Consider the following 20,049-nt stretch of genomic DNA (forward strand, 5'->3'; position numbering starts at 1 on the left):
TTCGGTCCTCCCTGGCTCGGATAGAGCCAGAGTCACCGACCAGATGGTCCGTTTTGAGTTGCCGCGCGGTGGTCATTTTTCACGTGCCGCCGACACGGATGGCTGATTAGAATAATTCGTACCTGCTCCGCATCGAGTATGGGCGTCCATTCGTAAACCGATTTCGGGAACGAGCGGACGCCGCCCGGCAATCGGATCAGGCCTTTGGATCTCGCAGCCGAAATGCGCTAGCGAATCGAATCTCCGGCTCCCGGCAATGACGGCGGCTCGAGCCCAGGAGAAAAGGAATAACGGAATAGACAAACCTGGAGCCGTCACATGAATCACAATGTACCTCGATCGTCGACCGCACCGAGTTCGGGAGGCGAGTGCGCGACGGTGGCCGACCCGGCACAGAGTGCTCTGGCATGGACCCAGCCAGCGGACAGCCTGCTGAACATGGCATTCGCGCCGTGGGTGCGATGGTTCTCCCCGACGTATTACGGAACGGAGAACTTGCAGCAGGACCGCCCAACTCTGTATGTGGCAAACCATGCCGTGTGGGGGACCGCGGAGGTGCTGCTCAGCCTGCACGGTGTGTACCAAGCTCGCGGCAGCATGCCCAGGTCGTTGGCCGACCGTCTGCATATGCGTATCCCTGGCTGGCGGGATCTGCTGATTACCCTGGGATCCGTAGTGGGAGATCGTGAAATCACTCGGGCCCTGATGCGGAATGGTCATGACGTCCTCGTGCTGCCCGGCGGGCAACGTGAGGTTTTCAAGACGCGCAGTGAACGATATCGGCTGGTGTGGAAGCATCGCACCGGATTCGTGCGTCTGGCGGTGGAGGAGGGGTATACCATAACTCCGGTCGGAGTGGCCGGTGCCGATGACGTATTCGAGCATATTCTGGACGCCGATGATTACCGCGGAGGCCCGTTGGGGAGAGCAATTGTTCGTGCGGGTGTCGCGGCCGGCTTGTTTCGTCACGCCGACGAATTGCCGCCGATCGTTCGGGGTATCGGGTTGTCGCCGATACCTAAGCCTCAGCCATTCCACGTCACTTATGGTGCGCCGTTGGACCTCTCCGAATATCGAGACCGGACCGACGATCCCGAGGCCATGCTGCAGGCGCGGGCGATTGTCGCGGATTCGCTCGAATCGGCGATTGCCTACGGACTCGATCGCCGGCGTGAACAATCCTCGTGTGGCAGCCCGCTTCGTCGTTGGCTCAACTCTGCGACCTGAGCATTCGGCATATCTTCGCGCAGCGAGGGAACGGCGCTGTCCGGATCCGTCTACGGCACAGCGGGTGGCGCGTTCGATCGGTCCGTCGCCGAGGCACGCGGGGCAAGCCACCCCTGACACAGGGTGGCCATCGCAGTGACCGCATCGTGTTTCGGGATCGGCCGGCCGGCCTCTGCCCAGCGCTGCGCCGCGAACCGGCTGGCACCCACCAAGGCCACGGCGAGCGTCCGGGCGCGGTGGGCGTCCAGCCCGGAATCGTGCGCGACCAGCTCGAAGATCACGTCGACACAGGCATCGGTGCCCTGCTTTACACGCCACTGCACCGCAGGCTCGCTGGTGAGGTCGGATTCGAAGACCAGCCGATACCCCTGGTCGTCGTGATCGACGAAATCGAAGTAGGCATGCACTGCGGCATGCACACTTTCGTTGATGTCGGAGGTGGAACACAGCGCCTGGCGCACGCTGGACACCAGGACATCGATGTGGCTCTGCAGCACCGCTACATATAGCTCGTACTTGCTCGAGAAGTGTTCATACAGAACAGGTTTGGACACAAGAGCGCGTCGAGAAATATCGTCCATGCAGGTCGCGTGATAGCCATGGAGTACGAAACTGTCACTCGCGGCGGCGAGTAGTTGGACGCGACGTAGATTCCGCCGCACCTGACGTGTTTCGTAGCTGTCTTTCAATGTCCATCCGATGTCGTCGACGCTGATGGCGCATCCTCCGCGTCGGTCGAAGGCGGCGATGTGTTCATCACGCGCTCAGGGTAGCCAATAATATTGATAACTGACAAGAATTAAGTTGTCAATTGACAACTTATTTACTAGGATCCGAAGCATGGTCCGGTTGGTAAACAAACAGCTACGAACGCCACGCCGCGTTGCCTCCACACGATGAGCGCCGCCGTAGTCGTCGTCGGCGGGGCCGCGTTCATCGCGGGCTTCTGCTGGCGTGAGGTCTTGATCAACTGGTCAGCGCTGCGGCGGATCGCAATACCGGATGGATCGCGGCAGCGGGTACTGCCGTCCGGGTACTACACGTGGGTCACCGGCACCATCGTGACTCGTGGCGTGCTGGGCGTAGTCGTCGCGGTGATGGGTGCGGCACTCGCGACACAGCTGACCGAGAGCGGTGGTCAGGGATGGGCAAGGCTGGTCTGTGTCGGCCTCTTGACTGTTTTCCTCGTTCTCAGCCTGTCGCGGACCTGGCCTGCGGCTCGGCAGCTTGTCGTCGGCACCGGTTCGCGCGACACCCAGATGGGGGGCGCCCGTCGTCTCCTCCGATACCACGTGGCTTACATAGCGATGATGGCGGCGATTGTTGCGATCCAGCTGGCCATGGCTGAAGAGGGCGCTGCCAGTGCGGCGATTGCTGCCGGCGGTGCCGGTTTCGTGGCCGCCACGCTCTGGAACGAGGTATTGATCGACAGACCCGCTGCGCGGCTCGAGGTCGAGCCGTCGGATAGTGACCGGTCGACCCTGGTCGGGTACTACGCCGTAATGACAGCGACTTTGGTTCGCCCGAATCTCGCTACGGTGTTCCTCGCCATTTGTGCAACAGTTGCGGCATTGGTCGTGCAGCTGCTCGGCACCGGTACGCCTGCGTGGGCGACATGGACGTCTCTCGCAATCTTTGCGGTATTCCTCGTGCTGGCAGGTCTTCGGACCTGGCCGGCCGCTGTACGTCTGGGTGGCAATTCGGAGTCTGCCGAGATGCAGATGCGATCCGGTCAGATCCTCGGTCGCTACCATCTCGCGTTTGTGATCATGCTTTTTGCCATCGCCGGTATTCAGTTGATCGCTACTGTGTGAGATGCGATGACACACATCGGAATGCTCGTCCACACGCGTCGAACTGTCGCGGCCGCAGTGACGATCGCGACTGCCGCCATCATGTCGGTGCTTCCGCTATCGCCCGCCGGCGCTGGTATCGGCTCATGCTCGATCGGATGGCAGGCCGATACGCTCGTATCGGATCTGGGCGGGCTGGAAAATCTTGAACCGGACGGGGCCGGTGGGTTCTACATCGCCGGACTGTCTACAGGCGTTCTGTACCGCGTCGATGCCGAATCGAACGTGACAACCGTGCTGACGAAGCTCGACAATCCAGCCGGATTGCGCCTGGTGGGCGACTATCTGTATTTCCTGACGGGTGACCAGTCCTCCCCGAACGGGACCGGCACGCTGCAGCGACTCGACGTGACCGACGGCGCCGTGACGACGGTTTTGAACGGGCTGGTGCAACCGAACGGTTTGCTGCTGCTACCTGATGGCGACATGCTCATCACGCACCTGACGGCCCCCACACAACCGATCGGTATTAGTCGATTCCGGCCAACTACGGGTGAGTTCATAGCGAGTTGGGCCAACGCGCAAACACCCAATGGTCTTGCGCTCACCCCGGATCTCCAGGCCATCTACGTCGACGACATGCTCGCGTCCAAGATCGTTCGCATTCCGCTGAGCACTCCCGACACCGCGTCAGTGGTGGGCGAAATCCAGGACGGGCTGTTCCCTGGGCTCGACGACCTGGTGGCAACCAGGTCCGGATCGGTGTTCGTAGCTGGCGACAACTCCGGCAGCGTCTACCAGCTCGACCCGATCACGAGTGCCAGCTGCACCGTCGCCGCGGGGTGGCTGGTTCCCGACTCGCTTCCGGTGCCGCCACGTGGCCCGACCTCGGTCCGCATCGCCCGCGACGGTGGTGGATGGGCGTTGTATGCCACCTGCATGGACGGCACGCTGCGCCGCCTACGCCCACCGCCCAGTGTCGATCTCACGCCCGTCTCCGAACCACGGTCTTGACATGCCTGAGCTACCACCCTGACCGTCGATATCAGTTCTCATCCGATCTGGCGGCCGTGATCGGGCCCGATCTGCGGTTCGCCACTTTTCGGCGGTATCGGTCTGGACTAGTTAGAACCCGTGAGGCATGTCAGGTCGACGAGTAAGCGGATCAACGCCGCAGCGATCGAGCTATTCGCTGAGCGTGGCAGTCTAGATCTCACAATGACCGAATTGGCGACGGCGGCCCAGGTGTCACACGGAACGCTTTACCGCAACGTCGAATCTATCGAGCGGTTGTTCGATCAGGCTGTCGAAGACCTTGCTGTGCAATGGCTTTCACGTATCGGGATGGCGATGGATCAGACGCCGATCCGGCCTCTCGGGTCGCCACCGGTCTGCGCATATTTGTCCGGCTCGCCCACGAGCAACCCTACTTGGGCAAATTCATCGTCCGATTCGGCCTGACCTCCGAGTCGCTACGCGGCATCCTGGTTGACCTACCGATGCGTGATATCGAGGACGGGATTGCGGCTGGACGCTACGGCATCGGCGGCGCGGGCATCGCCTCTCTCGTCGTCTGCATGGTGGTAAGCAGTCTGTGGATGGTTCTGGAAGGGCATCGGGGTTGACGGGAGGCGGGATCCGCTGTCGCCGAACTACTGCTGCGGTCGTTGGGCATCGAGGCCGCGGCGGCGACATGGTGTCGGTGACGGTCCAATACTGACCCGGTGACGCCGGGCGAATCTGGACCCCCCTCGTGACGATCATGAGGTGTTGAACGTGGAGGACTGGGCGGAGATCCGTCGGTTGCATCGGGCCGAAGGGATGGCGATCCGGGCGATCGCTCGCCGGCTGAGGATCTCGAAGAACACGGTGAAGCGGGCGCTGGCTTCGCATGAGCCGCCGAAGTATCAACGGCCGCCGAAAGGTTCGATTGTGGATGCGGTCGAGCCGCAGATCCGGGTGCTGTTGGCGGAGTTCCCGGACATGCCGGCGACGGTGATCATGGAACGAGTCGGCTGGCAGCGCGGCAAGACAGTGTTCTGTGAGCGGGTCGCGCAGTTGCGTCCGCAATACAAGCCGGCGGATCCGGTGTCGCGGACGATGTATGAGCCCGGCGAGCTGGCGCAGTGCGATTTGTGGTTCCCGCCGGTGGACGTGCCGCTGGGTGCCGGGCAAGTCGGGCGGCCGCCGGTGCTGGTAATGGTCAGCGGGTATTCGCGGGTGATGACCGCACGGATGTTGCCGTCGCGGCAGAGCCCGGATCTGCTGGCCGGGCATTGGGCGTTGCTCTCGGGGTGGGGACGGGTGCCGCGAGCATTGGTGTGGGACAACGAATCCGCGATCGGCCAGTGGCGAGGCGGTCGACCGCAGCTGACCGAACCGATGAACGCGTTCCGGGGAACGCTGGGCATCAAGGTGATTCAGTGCCGGCCTGGTGACCCGGAAGCGAAAGGGCTGGTGGAACGAGCCAACGGCTATCTGGAGACATCGTTTCTGCCGGGTCGGGTGTTCGCCGGGCCGGCCGATTTCAACGGTCAGCTGGCGGATTGGCTGGTGCGCGCCAACCATCGTCGTCACCGGCGGCTCGAGTGCCGCCCGGTGGACCGGTGGGAGACCGACCGGGCGGCGATGCTGGTGTTGCCGCCGGTGGATCCGGTGACGGGCTGGCGGTCCTCGACCCGGCTGCCGCGCGATCACTACGTGCGCGTGGATTCCAACGACTATTCGGTGCATCCCAGCGCGATCGGGCATCGGGTCGAGGTCCTCGCTGGTCTCGACCAGGTCGTGGTCACTCTCGCCGGGACCGAGGTCGCCCGGCACCCACGTTGCTGGGCCGACCATCAGACCCTGACCGACCCGGCGCATGCCGCCGCGGCGGCGGAGATGCGCCGCGCCCGGCATTTGACGGCGGTCCGGCCGGTCGAGACGACGGTCGAGCAGCGCAGCCTCGCCGACTATGACCGCATGTTCGACCTCGACCTCGGCGGGGAGATCGCGTGATGGCTGCCAAGACTGCAAACACCAACGGCCGCAACATCACCAGCGAGCTGGCGTTCCTGACCCGCGCATTGAAAGCACCGACATTGGCCGGCGCAATCGAGCGCCTGGCCGAACGGGCCCGCGCCGAAAGCTGGAGTTACGAGGAGTTCCTGGCTGCCTGCCTGCAACGCGAGGTCGCCGCCCGCGAAGCCCACGGCGGTGAGGGCCGCATCCGCGGCGCCCGGTTCCCGGCGCGGAAATCTTTGGAGGAGTTCGACTTCGACCATCAGCGATCACTCAAACGCGACGTTATCACTCACCTCGGGACGCTGGACTTTATCACCGCCATGGAGAACGTGGTCTTCCTCGGACCACCCGGAACCGGCAAAACGCACCTGTCGATCGGGCTGGGCATCCGAGCTTGCCAGGCCGGGCATCGGGTCGCGTTCGCCACCGCCGCGGAATGGGTCGCCCGCCTCGCCGACGCTCACCACACCGGCAAACTCCAGGACGAGCTGGTCAAACTCGGACGGATCCCACTGATCATCGTCGACGAAGTCGGCTACATCCCCTTCGAAGCCGAGGCCGCCAACCTGTTCTTCCAACTCGTGTCGTCCCGCTACGAACGCGCCAGCCTCATCGTCACCAGCAACAAGCCTTTCGGCCGATGGGGTGAGGTGTTCGGCGACGATGTCGTCGCCGCCGCAATGATCGACCGCCTCGTCCACCACGCCGAAGTCGTCTCGATGAAAGGAGACAGCTACCGACTCAAGGACCGAGACCTCGGCCGCGTCCCCGCGGCCAAAACCAACGACTAACCAACCAACCCGGGTGGGTCAAAATTCACCCGGAACAACAAGGGGTGGGTCAGTTTTCACCCGGCACCAGTCCGGTGGGTCCATTTTCGGCCGATCGGAGTGGGTCAGCAATGGACCGACGTTGACAGAAACGGATCGCGGCGGCCGATCTGCCTACCATGCTGCGGGGTTGATCGCTGACGGTACGGGCGCGGCCGGCCGGGTCCGTGACCCTCCGGTGTGTGAGTGCAACCGGTCCAGTTGCCTGCACCGGGCCTGACATGGGCAGTCGCCGACAGTTTATTGCTGTGCTTCCGCTGTTATCCAGGCTGCGATCTGTGCGCGTGAGGTGAATCCGAGTTTGGTGAGGATGTGTTCGACATGGCCTTCGGCGGTGCGTTGGGAGATCACCAGCTTGGCGGCGATCTGCTTGTTGCTGAGTCCTTGGGCGACGAGGTCGGCGACCCGCCGTTCGCGCTTGCTCAACGTGTTGTATGTGCATGATGTCGGGTGGGTGTGCTGTTCCCCGAGTGCGTAGGCGACTGCGGCGTCCATCCCCATCGCCTGGCCGCGACGGAATGCCGCGTCAAATTTTCGGGCGCCGAGAATGTGACGCGTCGTCCGCTTCCATGCTTCGTGGAAGGGGGACGTGTTGGGGAAGGTTGTTACTACGTCGCTAGCTGCGGGCCAGATACTCTGTGCGGCTCCCATCAATACGGGGGAGCGCTCACCATTTTCTCCGCCCCCGACAACCCAAGCCAGTGCCTGAAGACTGAACGAGGCCGCGATTGGGCTCTTCAGCCTGCGGTTGAGCCGCAGTGCGTTCTGGATCAACTGCTCAGCACGGTGTCCGTCGCCCTGCTGCCACGCGGCCACACCCATGCCTCTCAGGGCAGCGCAGCGATAGAACAACTCGCCACACGGTTCAGTGATGGACAGCAGTGTCCGGTAGTACGTATCCGCTCGCGTTAGATCACCGCGCACTTCCAATGCCCAACCGAGGTAGATCAAGGCATTGACGTGTAGTGCGGATGTTGCCTGCGAGCTGAGTATCTTGACCGCGCGTTCGAGAGAAGAGCATGCGCGGGTGACATCGCCGCGACTGAGAGCCAAAGTGCCGTCGGCGTGGGCGATCTGTGCCTGGATCGTGGGGGTAGGGGATGCTTCGGCGAGCGCATGCGCCTCTTCCAAGGGGGTTGCCGCAGCGCGGAAGTCGCGGTGTGCGGCTGCCATTTGGATGAATGCCCGGAGTGCTTTGACGCGGTCGGGTATTGACTGAGCGTCGGAGTGGGCGAGGGCGCGTTCGAGCCAGGACCGCCCTTCGCCGTACAGTCCGCGAAACAACCAGAACTCGTACAAGGCTGCAGTGGTACGTAGCCCTGCTCGGGCGGCTTCTGCGGTGTCCTCGGAGAGGAAGGATTCGAGTGCTTCGCGGAGGTTGGGTTGCTCCCGGTCGAGGCGGGCTATCCAGTCTGGTTGCCGGTGGCTGATCCACTCGGCTTCGGCGTCCACTGCCAACTGTTCGTACCAGTCACGATGTCGCCGACGCAGTTGCTGGTATTCGCCGGACTCCCGCAGCTTTTGCCGACCGTAATCACGCAGTGTTTCGAGCATCCGGAAACGCACGACCGAGTCGGCCTCGTCCCGGACCAGGATCGACTTGTCCACTAGAGCGGACAGCACATCGAGCACATTCTGCGGTGTCAGGTCGGCGCCGGATATCTGCTCGGCGGCGTCGAGTTCGAAGCCGCCGGCGAACACCGATAGGCGAGCCCACAGCCGCTGTTCGGCCGGGGTGCACAGCTGATAGCTCCAGTCGATACACCATTGCAGTGTCTGTTGCCGCGTTGGCGCACTGCGACTTCCGCGGGTGAGCAAGGAGTAACGGTCATCGAGGTGCTGCAGGATCTGTTCTGGCGACATCGAGCGCAGGCGTGCGGAGGCCAGCTCGATCGCGAGGGGCAGGCCGTCCAAGTGGGCGCAGATCTGGGCGATTGCCGTCTTGTTGCCCTCATCGATTTGGAATCCTGGCACGGCTGCGGCGGCGCGGTCGGAGAACAACGTCACCGCGTCGAAGCGGGGCATGCCCCGCAGTGTGGGCTTCTGATCTTGGTGTGGGACCGTCAGCGTCGGTACCCGGACTACTGATTCTCCGGCGATATTGAGCGGCTCGCGGCTTGTGACGAGGATCCGTAAATCGGGGCAGCTTCGCAGCAACGTGTCGGTGAGCTTTGCGACGGCGTCCACCACTTGCTCGCAGTTGTCCAATATGAGCAATGTTTCCCGTGAGCTCAGGAAGCGTGTCAGAACTTCTAGCAGGGGCATAGCCGAGTCGTCCCGGACACCGAGGGCGGCTGCCACTACGTCGACCACGAGCGAGGCATCGGACACATCAGCTAGTTCGATCAGCCATGCTCCGTCGGCGAAGTCGCGTCGCTGGGCCGACGCAGCTCGCATGGCTAGCCGCGTCTTTCCGACTCCTCCGATGCCGGTCATTGTCACCAACCGGGATGCCGACAGTCGATTCTTCGCCTCCGCCAGCTCTGTGCGCCGGTTGATGAAGCTGGTCAACTCCAGTGGCAGATTTCCGCCACCTCTGCCACTGCTCTGAGCAGCCATCGCGGGAAGGACCCGCGCCGGTACTCGATCTCTCTCGTCATGGGCTTCGAGATCAGGTTTAGCCGGAAGTGCCATATCATCCACTGCGAATCCGTGGTGCTGTTCGATCTGCCGGATGGTCTCGCCCAGATCCGCGGCGGAGGGGCGGTCGTGGCTGTTGCGGTTCATCGCCGTTGCCACAAGCGCGGCCACGTCGTCGGGTATGCCGCTGGCCTTCAAGTCCGGTACCGGCTGGGTGGTGATCCGCAGAAACTGTGTCACCACGTTCTCCCCGCTGCGGCGTTCGTATGCGGCATGTCCGGTGAGTGCGCAGAACAGGGTGGCGCCGAGTCCGTAGACGTCCGCAGCGCTGGTCGGTGTCTCTCCCTCGAGAACCTCTGGTGCGGTGAATGCCGGTGATCCGGTCAACGTGCCTGTGGACGTCCGGAATCCACCTGCGATGCGGGCGATGCCGAAGTCGGTCAATGCCGGTTCGCCATACTCGGTGAGCAGGATGTTTCCCGGCTTCACGTCCCGATGCACGATGTCGAGGCGATGCGCACTCTCGAGCGCACCAGCGATCTTCACCCCGATCGACAGTGTCTTTTCCAAGGAAACTGGACCGTGCTTGCGGATCCATGCATCCAGGGAATCCCGCGGGTGGTACGGCATGACCAGGTACGGGCGGCCGCTCGCGGTGGCACCGGCCTCGAGGACCGTCACGATGTTCGGATGGCCGGTCAATCGGCCCATTGTCCGCTGCTCGCGAATGAATCGTGCCTGATTGTCGGGATCCAATTCCGCAGTCAGAACCTTCACCGCGACGGTTCGGTCCAGTGCCGCTTGCCAGCAGCGATACACGACCCCGAAACCACCGTGACCGATCTCCACGGCGTCCTCGAAACCGACCGCGTCCAGCTCCGCTGTGAGAGGGGTTACCACCTCACGGCGCGTCCGCAGCGGATCCTCATGGGTCATCAGTCGTTGCGCAACTCAACAGGTCGTATGCCAGGTGCTTCGCTCACCCTTCGCCAAAACTAAGCGTATCTCCGAAAGATGCCGAGCTCATCAATGGGCATTCATGGGAGGGCGAACAATACCTTTGGTGGTACCGACGTTTCGCAGATCATTACCGCCATCGCTGGCGAGTCGGGCAAGTAGGTGGGTTCCCCAACCGGTCCGGGCCACTGCACGACCGGACCGGCCTGTCAGCTCGGTGACCGTCAGCCGACAGTTCCGAGCTTGCCCTCGGCTTGATACAACGTCCTACATCGCACCGCTGATCGTGCCGTCCGAAGCGCCCTGGACCGCGGCAAGCGGTAATGGACCCTTCTCGATCTCCCGACCGATAGGTACCGCTCAGTCCAGCACCGGGTTCGCCTGGCCTCCCCCTGTCGGGACGCGAACCACTTGGTGATCTTGCAGAGGCCGTCGGCTTGGCACCGCGTGAGCGTCTCACCGTCGGAGCCGTCGGCGATGACGATGTCGAAGACTGCGTATAGCGGCACCTTGATCGCTGCGAGCGTCATGCCTCAGCTTGCCCTGCGGATCTCGGGTAGATCGCGGCGTCGCTATGCCGGGGCATTCACAGGCCGCGGACAGCCCCGTCCGTAACGGGTTCGAGCTGGCCGCGCTGATTCACGATGAGCTGGCTCACCGAAACGGAGACCGCCTACCTGTCGACATCGTGATCCCGGACGACAGCGTGGCCGTCACGGGCAGTCGAACCCAACTCGCCGGGTCCTTGGCAATCTCGTCGACAGTGCAAGCACCGCAGTAGCTGTGGCGCGTCGTCGAGAATCGCGAGCAGCGGTACCTGCAGCGCGTTGCTGCGGGACCGGGTCGCGTGCCGCCATGCCACATCCACGATGGCTTCGGTGAGTGCGCTGATCAGTGGTGCCGCTGTTCCGCGGCCGGGCTCGGACAGGGCATACAGGGTGCCGTTGCTCTGGAGGAACTCGAGCTCGCCCTGGTCTGGGCCGACGGCGCCTACGCCGGCAAGCTCGTCGGCTGGGCCCGCCAGCACCTCGCACTCACCCTCGAGGTCGTCAAACGCAGCGACGACACAACCGGATTCGTTGTACTACCCCGACGTTGGGTCGTCGAACGCACCCTCGCCTGGATCACCAGACGCCGACGATGCGTCCGCGACTACGAACGCCTACCCGAGCACCACGAAGCGATGGTCACCTGGTCGATGACCCAACGTGAGGCCGGATACCAATTGCGGGCAGCCCACTGAGCATCCTCAGCGAATATGCCTGAGGAGCACTAGGCCGGCTCATGGTCGGATCCGGGACCGTCAGCGGCGATACCCATACCGTCGCCTCCCCGGCGATATCCAGCGGCTCGCGGCTTGTGACGAGGGGCGTTCCTCCGATCGAGACGTCGTGAAACCCATTGCGCTGCCGAGAATAAGGTGGCGGGTCGCACGAGGCCGGGGGCCTCCGGATCGCTGCCGCCTCGAGTCGCTCATCAGCGGGGAGGAGGCTCGGGCCGTTGCCGTCTGAAATAGATAAGTGAACGAGCACATTTCCGGAATAGTGTCTGGAATGTGGTCCAATTCATATGGTAGCGTCCCCCGAGCACGGATTGAGTTGGTTCGCACGGCCGGGCGGTAGGGCCTCCGTGCCCGCCGTCCAGCTCACCCTCGAAGGGGCGAGAACCCGGCCGAACAAGGAGGTTCGATGTCGACGGCAGATCTGTCCGCTCGTCCGGATGTCGACAAGATGTCAGCGGCGGAGGTTCTCCGCCGGAATTTCGCCGAAACTGTTTTGTCGAGCCTGTCCACGTTCGGCCGCGCACTGCGGATGGGCGCCGCGGCGGGCCGCGTCGGAGTGACGGACGCGATTCGCCTGCGCTTCCAGGTCCATGAAACCCTCACGCAGGCATGGTTTTTGATAAGAGTTACCGCTTTCCCGAGTGTTCTGATGGCGATTCCGTTCGGTGTCATCGTTTCCGCGCAGGTCGGAAACATCGTGTCTCAGCTCGGCGCTGATTCGATGATCGGAGCGGCCGGTGGGCTCGGTGTGGTCAAGCAGGGTGCCCCCATGGCCACCGCCATGCTGCTCGGGGGTGCGGGTGCTGCCGCCATAGCGGCCGACCTCGGGGCGCGGACCATACGCGAGGAGGTCGATGCCATGCGCGTCATGGGCGTGGATCCGATACAGCGCTTGGTCGTTCCCCGTATCGCGGCGATGATGCTCGTAGCTCCGCTGCTCAATATCCTGATCATCTTCATCGGAATTGCGTCGGGGTTCGCCGTCGCGGTGTCCGCGCTCGGCGTCACGCCGGGCAGCTACTGGCAGTCGTTCGGTTCCTTCACTACGCCGATCGACATCTGGGTTTCCCTGGTCAAGGCGTTGATCTTCGGCTTCCTGGTGGTCGTCATCGCGTGCCAGCGAGGTCTGGAGGCCAAGGGCGGACCGCGCGGCGTCGCGGATGGCGTCAATGCCGCGGTGGTGATGTCCGTCGCCGCGGTCGCCGTGCTGAATACCGCGATCACTCAGGTGGTCACCATGTTCGTCCCCGTGAGGATGGCGTGATGACGGCGACCCCGTACTTGCCCGCCGGGCTGCGATGGGTGCGCCGGATTCATCCGCTGCGCTCAGTCGAGTCGATCGGGTTCGTGATCGGATTCTGCTGGCAGGTGCTGTCGTCGCTGCCCTACACGCTGGTGCACTACCGGCGCCAGACGGTTGCGGTCATCACGGATATGACGTGGGGGCGCGGCTCGATCATCATCGGCGGCGGCGTTGTGCCCCTCATGCTGTTGCTGGGCGCCGCGATGGGCGGGTCCATCGGTATCGAGGCCTACAGCGCCCTGAATCTGTTGTCGCTCGGTCAGTTGAGCGGTCTCATCTCGGCATTCGGGGTCACCCGTGAGCTCGCGCCGATCGCCGCGGGCGTCGGGTTCGCGGCGCAGGCCGGCTGCCGGATGACGGCGGAGATCGGATCCATGCGGATCTCCGAGGAGATCGACGCACTCGAGTCGCTCGGCATCCGATCGGTGCCGTTCGTCGTGACGACCCGCGTCATCGCCGGAATCGTCGCCGTCGCACCGGCATTCGTTGTCGCGCTGATACTCAGCTATTTCTCGTGCGCGGTGATCGTGACCACCATCCACGGCACGCCGTCGGGAACCTACGACCATTATTTCGATCAGTTCGTGGTGGGCTGGGACGTGATCGCCGCGACCATCAAGGTAATGGTGTTCGCGGTGGCCGTCGTGCTGATCCATTGCTATCAGGGATATTTCGCCACGGGTGGGCCCGAGGGGGTCGGCATCGGCTCGGGGCGTGCCATCCGGGCGAGCCTGGTGTCGATCATCGCCCTCGACATGGTTGCCACCATCGTTCTGTGGGGATTCCAGTCTCCCATCTCGTTCACCGGGTGAGGTCATGCCTGCTTATGCTCTGCCCGGAACGGAAGTCGGACCTCGCCGCGCCCGCGTGCTCGGCGCCTGCGCCATTCTGTTGACAGTACTGACCGCCATCGGCTGGCGCGTATGGCCGGATAGCGCGCCAGCGGATGAGATTCACGTCGCGCTGCTGGTCGGCCAAGTGGGCGAGGGCGTCGGGCCGGGAACGGATGTGCGCCTCGACGGTGTGCGCATTGGATCGGTCGCCACGATCGACTCCGCAGCCCCCGGTCGACAGCGAATCGAGCTGAGCCTGAGTGGATCCCAGCTCTTCGGTCTCACCGACGCTGTGAATGTCGACTACGCGCCGGGAAACCTGTTCGGAATCAGTGCCATCGAACTGCACCCCAGCCAGGGCGGCGCGGTGCTGGCCAACGGATCGATGGTCGATCTGACCCGCGACACCGATCGGGTGCGGGATGCCACGCTCGCCACCCTGCTGAAGTCGACGGGCAGGCTCACCGGCGACGTGCTCACACCCGAACTCGTTGAGCTGCTGAGCAAATCGTCGCGCGACCTCGATGCGTTCACTCCGCTGTTGCAGGCCGTCGGTGCCACCGCGCGGTCGTTCGCCGAGACCCAGCAACTGCCGCCTTCGCTGCTGCTCGATCGGTTCGGCTCGGCGCTGGCCGGACTCCCGCCGATGCTGACAGGTGGATTGGCGGTGTTGGAGGCGACTTATTCGAACGAATACATGAAATCCCCTGAGCGCCTCACACGATTCAGTGAAATGTTCACCAATGTCCGGACAGAACTGCTGCCGACCGCCACGACCTTGCTCGGCACCTCGCAACAGTACTTTGCCGGGCTATTGCCCATCGGCACAACGATCCTCGATCAATTGTCCGCGTCGGTCAGCGCCCCGAACCGATCCGCGCAGCAGTTGAGCGAACTGCTCACGCGGCTCAGCGCGGCATATCACGACACACCGGAGGGGCCGGTGCTCAACGCCGCCGTCGAACTGGATGTGGTGCCCGGCCTGGCCGCGCCGCTGTCGGCCATGCTCGGGCATTCCACCACGGAGGGGCGCTGATGACTACCCGTGCCCTGCTATTGCGCGTCGGCGTCGCGGCACTGCTGATGGGTGTGGTGCTGGTGGGTGTGTTCCGTTTGATCGAGCGACCCGTCAGCGCCGAAACCCACACCTACACAGCGATGTTCACCGACGCGAACGGATTGCGCCTCGGTGACGACGTGCGCCTGTACGGGGTTCAGGTCGGCAAGGTGCGAGAGGTCAGCCTGGACGGCACGCTCGCGCGGGTGCGCTTCACTGTCACCCGCGAGCATCCGGTGTTCGCCAACAGCAAGGTCGCTATCCGATACCAGAACCTCACCGGCTTCCGGTATCTGGAGATCCAGCAGCCCGACCAGCCGGGCGCGCGCCGCGACTCGAAATCGGTATTCGGCACGTCGGAAACGGTGCCGACCTTCGACATCACGACCTTGTTCAAGGGGCTGCGGCCGGTCCTGGCACAACTGTCGCCTGATGATCTCAACCAGTTCGCGGCCAGTATCCTTGCCGTCATCCAGGGTGACGGCACCGGGCTGGGACCGGCGCTGGGCGCCATCGAGAAATTGAGCCACCATGCCTCCGATCGGCAGGCGGTGCTGTCGACGCTGGTGGGCAATCTCTCCCAGATCTCCGATCACCTCGGCGGCAAGTCCGGCAACGCCATGAAGCTGCTGACGAACCTGACCGACCTGTTCATCACCATCAGCGATAAGCTGCCCGGACTCGTCAGCTTCTCGATCGAGATTCCGCCTGTGCTGCAACCACTTCGGAGCATGCTGACCGTTCTGGGCGTCACCGGTGACCGCGACAGGGATCTCGACGCCGTGCTGAAACAGGCATTTCCGGACCCGCAGGAGGCCGTGAACGTCTTCGACCGCCTGCCCGGCCTGATCCAGGCGATCACGGCAGCCGTTCCGCAAACAGGGCCGGGGGCCGACCTCACCTGCTCGCACGGTGCAACAACCGCACCCGAACCCCTTCGAATGCTGATCGCCGGACAGAGGATCGTCTTATGTCACAAGTGACACTCTGGCGGCGATTCGCCGATCGCCGCAGCGAACGCGCCGCGAAACGATTGCCCGCCAACGATCTTCGGTGGGGGATCGCGGGCATAGGCGCCGTGGTAGTGCTGATCATCGCCATCGGCGCGGTGTATGTCACCGGAACTTCCCCGGAGCGAACGTATTCGGCGGATATGGCACAGGCCGGGGCCGTCCGCCCCGGTGATGATGTCCGCATTGCCGGGATTCCTGTCGGGAAAGTGAAATCGCTGACTCTGCTCTCCGATCGGGTCCGGATGGAGTTCACCGTCGCGAAACAGGCATTCATCGGAGATCAGACCACGCTCGACATCCGCATGCTGACGGTGGTCGGCGGCTACTATGTGGCGGCCGAACCCGCAGGAACGAAACCGCTGGGAGCGGCGGTGATACCGCAGGAGCGAGTCATGCTCCCGTACAACCTCACCCAAGCGTTCCAGGATGCCGTTCAACCGGTCCAGAAGATCGACGGGGATATGCTGCGGCAGGATCTGGCAGCGGTGTCGCAATCGATCGGCAACAGTCCGGATTCCCTTCGCGCAGCCGTACAGGCGGCCGGTGACCTGATCGGAATGCTGGACAAGCAGAACGCGGACATCTCCCGCACCTTGTCCATCGCCGACGAGTATCTGACGGCTTTGAACGAGAACTCCGATGTGCTGGCAAACCTGCTGATGACGCTCGGCACTCTCGAGACGATCGTCCAGAACAACAAGGTGCAGGTAGCGCAGTCCCTGAACGATCTGGCGACGATCCTGCACGATCTGACACCGCTGGGCCGGGCGTGGGACGAGTCGTTGAAACAGCGAGTCCAGCCGCTCGCCGACGCGATCCCCAAGCTGCAAGAGCTCGGCGGCCGCCTGGGCGCGCTCGTCGATTCCCTGCGCGGCTTGGAACAGCGCCTGCTTCCGCTCATGCCGGCGGGGGGTGGGGTGAGCGTCGATCAGTCCGCCGCCACGATCGCGCTGCCGGCGGTATGCGTGCCCATTCCCGGAGGGGGGTGCTGATAGTGAAGAGAATCCTCGGATCGAGAGGTCTGATGTCGGCCGCCGTGGTCATCACCCTCGTGTTGGCCGCCGCGATCGGCTTGAAACTGACCAAGCCGAGCCCGCAGATGCGCGGATACTGCGCCGAAATGCCCGACAGCATCGGGCTGTACGAGGGGAGTGCGGTCACGATTATGGGTGTGCCGGTCGGCCGGATCACCGACATCCGACCCGACGGCGCCTCGGCCCGGGTGCAATTCACTATCCGAGCCGACCGTAAGCTCCCGCCGGACGTCGGCGCCGTGACCGTCAGCGATACGCTGGTCGCAGACCGGAAGCTGGCTCTCATCGGAGCCGAACCGTCGGGTCCGGGTTGGGACGCCGGTCAGTGCATCACCAAAACCCTGACACCCAAGAGTCTTTCGCAGACCTTCCAGGCGCTCTCTGGCCTCGTCGACCAGCTGAACAGCTCCGGAGACGGCGCACAGCGCAACGCGCTCGCCGACGGACTCGACGCACTCGACAACGCGACCGCGGGATCCGGTGATCAGATCAACGGCATCATCCTGCAACTGTCCAAGGCGCTCACCGCACCCGACGCTGCCATCGGCCATATCGGGAAGCTGCTCGACGCGCTCACCGAACTCACACACCGGGCCCGCGGTGGATGGCCGCAGGTGCAGACGATCGTGACCGGGCTGCCCCAAACCTTCGGTGACATCGTCACCATCGCGTTTCCGCCCATCATCCAACTCGTCGCCGCGCTAGCCGATCTGCTTCCACAGGGCAACGACGCCATCATGATGTTCGGGTCGCCGGCACTGCGAGCGCTCGATTCGATCCCCGATCTGGCCCATATGATCGCCTCCGGGGTCGGTTCGCTCTCGGAGGTCATTCGGATGGCGCCGGCCGTGGCGACCGGATTCGCGACCGCACTCGATCCGGTCTCGGGCAAGCTGACGATCGGCTACGCTCCGCCGAAACTCGCACTCGCCCAACAAGATACCGATCGAATCTGCGCAGCCGTGCAGACGATCAGCGGGCAGCAGTGCCAGCGGTCCGACGGCGGTGTGGTGACGGTGCCTGCCGTTGCGGCGCTCCTGGCAGCGGTGAGCGCGCGATGAGGGCATTCCACCGCGTATCGCGCCGCCTCGGTGTGCACGCAATCGCTTGTCTCACTGTGGTTTTCGCCGCAACGGGATGCGACTTCCAGCCCGCCGACCTGCCCGTGCCCGGATCCGGAGTAGGCGGGCCGACCTATTCGTTGCGGATCGAGTTCGCCAATGTGCTCAATCTTCCGCAGGGCGCCAAGGTCATCGCCGACGGTGTTCGGGTGGGCCAGCTGACCCGGGTCACCCTCGTCGACCCGGTCGCTGCCACCCCTGACCGGGCTGCGCGCCGGGGGTATGCGATCGCCGACATCGTAATCCGGAAGTCGGTGCGGCTGCCGGTCGGAACCACCGCGGAACTGCGTCAGGAGACTCCGCTGGGAGATGTGCACATCGCCCTCACCGAACCGGCGCAAGCCGGCTCGGGCGAGCTGGAACCGGGTGCGACCATCCCACTGTCGGATACCGTTCGATCAGCGTCGATCGAAGACATCCTGGCCGGGCTGTCCACGTTCGTCGGCAGCGGAGCCGTTTCCGATTTCCAGAACATCGTCCGCAAGATGAACGCCGTGATGCCGAAGGATCCGGCCGACACAGCTCGGATCGCCGGAATCCTGGGTTCTGATCTTTCCGACCTGGGCGACCATCTGAACTCGGTCGACGCTCTGCTCGACGGACTGCAGACCACGGTGGACGACGGCCTGCAGAAGAACGTCCCGATCTTCGAGGATCTCCTCACCCCCTACGGCGTTCAGCACACCACTGATGCGGTGAACGCTCAGATCGGCGTCATCTTCGTGCTGACGTCGCTGGGGCCGCTCGGACCCGCTGCCAAGTGGCTGGGTCCGCTGCTGCAATCGCTCGACGGCACCACACGGGCCCTAGTGCCCATGCTTTTCGGTAGCCACCCGCTCGACACCGATTCGCCGTCGAATATGAAGCAGCTCGTCGATCTCATACAAAACAAGATCATCCCGTTCGTCGATCGAGGTCCGAAGGTCAACATGGTCGATATCACGCTCGCCCCCTCGGCGGGGGCCGCGACGATGTCCCCGGACGAGCAGACCGGCCGCATCGTCGACACCCTCCGGATGATCGGAGCGGTTCGGTGAATCTCCGTGCGACAGTGTCACTTTCGGCGATCGTCGCGGTACTGGTTCTCGGTGTCGGCTACATGACGGTCGGCGTGCTGCATTTGGACCCCAGGCGGACATTTATCACTGCCGACATGCGTCTGGACAACTCGGGTGGACTGGGTCCGAACGCTCCGGTCCTCTTGTCCGGTATACAGGTCGGGCGCACCGAATCGGTCAGCAAACAAGCTACCGGCGTCCTCGTGCGGCTGCGTATCGACAACCGCTACCACATCCCTGTCTCCAGCGATGTCCGCATCGAGCAGCTATCTGCGCTCGGCGAGCCGTACATCGAGTTCGCACCGCAGACCGGCGCAGGCCCGTATCTCGAGAACGGGCAGGTCATCGCGGCGGATCGGGTCAGGACGCCGACGACCATCACGACCCTGTCCGCCCGGGTCGTCGCATTGCTGAAGCAGATTCATCCCGAGTCCGTCGCGCGCTTGGTCGATACCTTCAGTCGCGCACTGGCCGGAACGGATACGGCGATGCAGACACTGCAACGATCGACCGACCTACTCGCTGCTGCCCTTCTCAGTCGCAGCGCGTCCATCCGGCAGCTGTTCGCCGATGTGCAGGCATTGGGCGGCAACATGGACTGGTTGGGGCCCTCACTCGCCGACGCCGGTCCGAGATTCGGCGAGTTCGGCGTGACGCTGAACCGAATTGTGGAGTCGGGTGCGGCGCTGTCGGAAAGCCGGCCGGTGTCCGACTATTTCACGGGTGACGGGCTCGTTCCGTTTCTCGGCAACCTGACGGCACTGGTGAACAAGATCGGTCCCGGTATCGCCCCGCTGGGACCGGTCTTGGAGCCGGTTGTGAAGGATGCGGTGCGCCGAGCGCCCGCGATCGATATCAGTGCGTTGATCGAACAAGCGCTAGACGGCGTTGGAGACGACGGCGCAGTGCATTTCCGAGTCGGCGTCAAATAGCCGGAGTAACTGCCGGACACGGC

General features: G+C 63.8%; 15 protein-coding genes and 3 pseudogenes. 16 read left to right on the forward strand and 2 right to left on the reverse strand.

Annotated elements, in window-relative coordinates; translation table 11 throughout:
- Positions 1 to 438 precede the first annotated feature (438 nt).
- Positions 439 to 1,227, forward strand: coding sequence for a lysophospholipid acyltransferase family protein (locus tag AB0L58_RS00005; RefSeq protein WP_364378392.1), 789 nt, complete (start codon positions 439 to 441; stop codon positions 1,225 to 1,227).
- A 50-nt stretch (positions 1,228 to 1,277) separates the two neighbouring features.
- Here AB0L58_RS00005 and AB0L58_RS00010 read toward each other — a convergent pair.
- Positions 1,278 to 1,916 (reverse strand): annotated as a pseudogene (locus AB0L58_RS00010) (TetR/AcrR family transcriptional regulator); the annotation flags it as partial.
- Between the two features lie 207 nt (positions 1,917 to 2,123).
- Here AB0L58_RS00010 and AB0L58_RS00015 point away from each other — a divergent pair.
- The 6 genes and pseudogenes from AB0L58_RS00015 (at position 2,124) to istB (ending at position 6,817) form a co-directional block, all read left to right on the forward strand.
- Entirely contained in the window at positions 2,124 to 3,041 is a 918-nt protein-coding gene (locus AB0L58_RS00015) for a hypothetical protein (RefSeq protein WP_364378395.1), read from the forward strand.
- A gap of 6 nt (positions 3,042 to 3,047) precedes the next feature.
- On the forward strand, positions 3,048 to 4,034 hold the full coding sequence (locus AB0L58_RS00020) for a hypothetical protein (protein WP_364378397.1): 987 nt from the start codon (positions 3,048 to 3,050) through the stop codon (positions 4,032 to 4,034).
- A 120-nt stretch (positions 4,035 to 4,154) separates the two neighbouring features.
- Positions 4,155 to 4,310 (forward strand): annotated as a pseudogene (locus AB0L58_RS00025) (TetR family transcriptional regulator); the annotation flags it as partial.
- 35 nt (positions 4,311 to 4,345) lie between these two features.
- Positions 4,346 to 4,645 (forward strand): hypothetical protein, encoded by a 300-nt coding sequence (locus tag AB0L58_RS00030; RefSeq protein ID WP_364378400.1) that lies wholly within the window; start codon positions 4,346 to 4,348, stop codon positions 4,643 to 4,645.
- A 142-nt stretch (positions 4,646 to 4,787) separates the two neighbouring features.
- Positions 4,788 to 6,020, forward strand: a complete 1,233-nt coding sequence (gene istA, locus AB0L58_RS00035; protein WP_364378403.1) for an IS21 family transposase — start codon at positions 4,788 to 4,790, stop codon at positions 6,018 to 6,020.
- Positions 6,020 to 6,817, forward strand: a complete 798-nt coding sequence (istB, locus tag AB0L58_RS00040) for an IS21-like element helper ATPase IstB (protein WP_364378406.1) — start codon at positions 6,020 to 6,022, stop codon at positions 6,815 to 6,817. The genes istA and istB overlap by 1 nt, the downstream gene beginning before the upstream one ends.
- Positions 6,818 to 7,096: 279 nt before the next feature.
- Here the strand turns inward: istB and AB0L58_RS00045 are convergent, their stop codons facing one another.
- Positions 7,097 to 10,372: a protein kinase gene (locus AB0L58_RS00045; RefSeq protein WP_364378409.1), complete on the reverse strand. Its 3,276-nt coding sequence runs from the start codon at positions 10,370 to 10,372 to the stop codon at positions 7,097 to 7,099.
- Between the two features lie 991 nt (positions 10,373 to 11,363).
- Here AB0L58_RS00045 and AB0L58_RS00050 point away from each other — a divergent pair.
- The 9 genes and pseudogenes from AB0L58_RS00050 to AB0L58_RS00090 all read left to right on the forward strand — a co-directional run.
- Positions 11,364 to 11,636, forward strand: a pseudogene (locus AB0L58_RS00050) (transposase); the annotation flags it as partial.
- 445 nt (positions 11,637 to 12,081) lie between these two features.
- Positions 12,082 to 12,939, forward strand: a complete 858-nt coding sequence (locus AB0L58_RS00055) for an ABC transporter permease (RefSeq protein ID WP_364378412.1) — start codon at positions 12,082 to 12,084, stop codon at positions 12,937 to 12,939.
- A complete protein-coding gene (locus AB0L58_RS00060; RefSeq protein ID WP_364378415.1) occupies positions 12,939 to 13,790 on the forward strand; it encodes an ABC transporter permease in 852 nt (283 codons plus the stop codon). The genes AB0L58_RS00055 and AB0L58_RS00060 overlap by 1 nt, the downstream gene beginning before the upstream one ends.
- Positions 13,791 to 13,794: 4 nt before the next feature.
- Complete coding sequence (locus tag AB0L58_RS00065) at positions 13,795 to 14,847, forward strand: mammalian cell entry protein (protein ID WP_364378418.1); 1,053 nt, start codon at positions 13,795 to 13,797, stop codon at positions 14,845 to 14,847.
- Between the two features lie 47 nt (positions 14,848 to 14,894).
- Complete coding sequence (locus tag AB0L58_RS00070; protein WP_364378421.1) at positions 14,895 to 15,851, forward strand: MlaD family protein; 957 nt, start codon at positions 14,895 to 14,897, stop codon at positions 15,849 to 15,851.
- Positions 15,839 to 16,873 (forward strand): MlaD family protein, encoded by a 1,035-nt coding sequence (locus tag AB0L58_RS00075; protein ID WP_364378424.1) that lies wholly within the window; start codon positions 15,839 to 15,841, stop codon positions 16,871 to 16,873. The genes AB0L58_RS00070 and AB0L58_RS00075 overlap by 13 nt, the downstream gene beginning before the upstream one ends.
- Before the next feature lie 2 nt (positions 16,874 to 16,875).
- A complete protein-coding gene (locus AB0L58_RS00080) occupies positions 16,876 to 17,976 on the forward strand; it encodes an MlaD family protein (RefSeq protein ID WP_364378427.1) in 1,101 nt (366 codons plus the stop codon).
- Positions 17,973 to 19,073, forward strand: coding sequence for an MlaD family protein (locus AB0L58_RS00085; RefSeq protein ID WP_364378430.1), 1,101 nt, complete (start codon positions 17,973 to 17,975; stop codon positions 19,071 to 19,073). Before AB0L58_RS00080 ends, AB0L58_RS00085 begins: the two co-directional genes overlap by 4 nt.
- A complete protein-coding gene (locus AB0L58_RS00090; protein WP_364378433.1) occupies positions 19,070 to 20,026 on the forward strand; it encodes an MlaD family protein in 957 nt (318 codons plus the stop codon). The genes AB0L58_RS00085 and AB0L58_RS00090 overlap by 4 nt, the downstream gene beginning before the upstream one ends.
- Positions 20,027 to 20,049: the final 23 nt, after the last annotated feature.

It is taken from the genome of Nocardia sp. NPDC052112, assembly GCF_040680135.1.
GTDB lineage: Bacteria > Actinomycetota > Actinomycetes > Mycobacteriales > Mycobacteriaceae > Nocardia.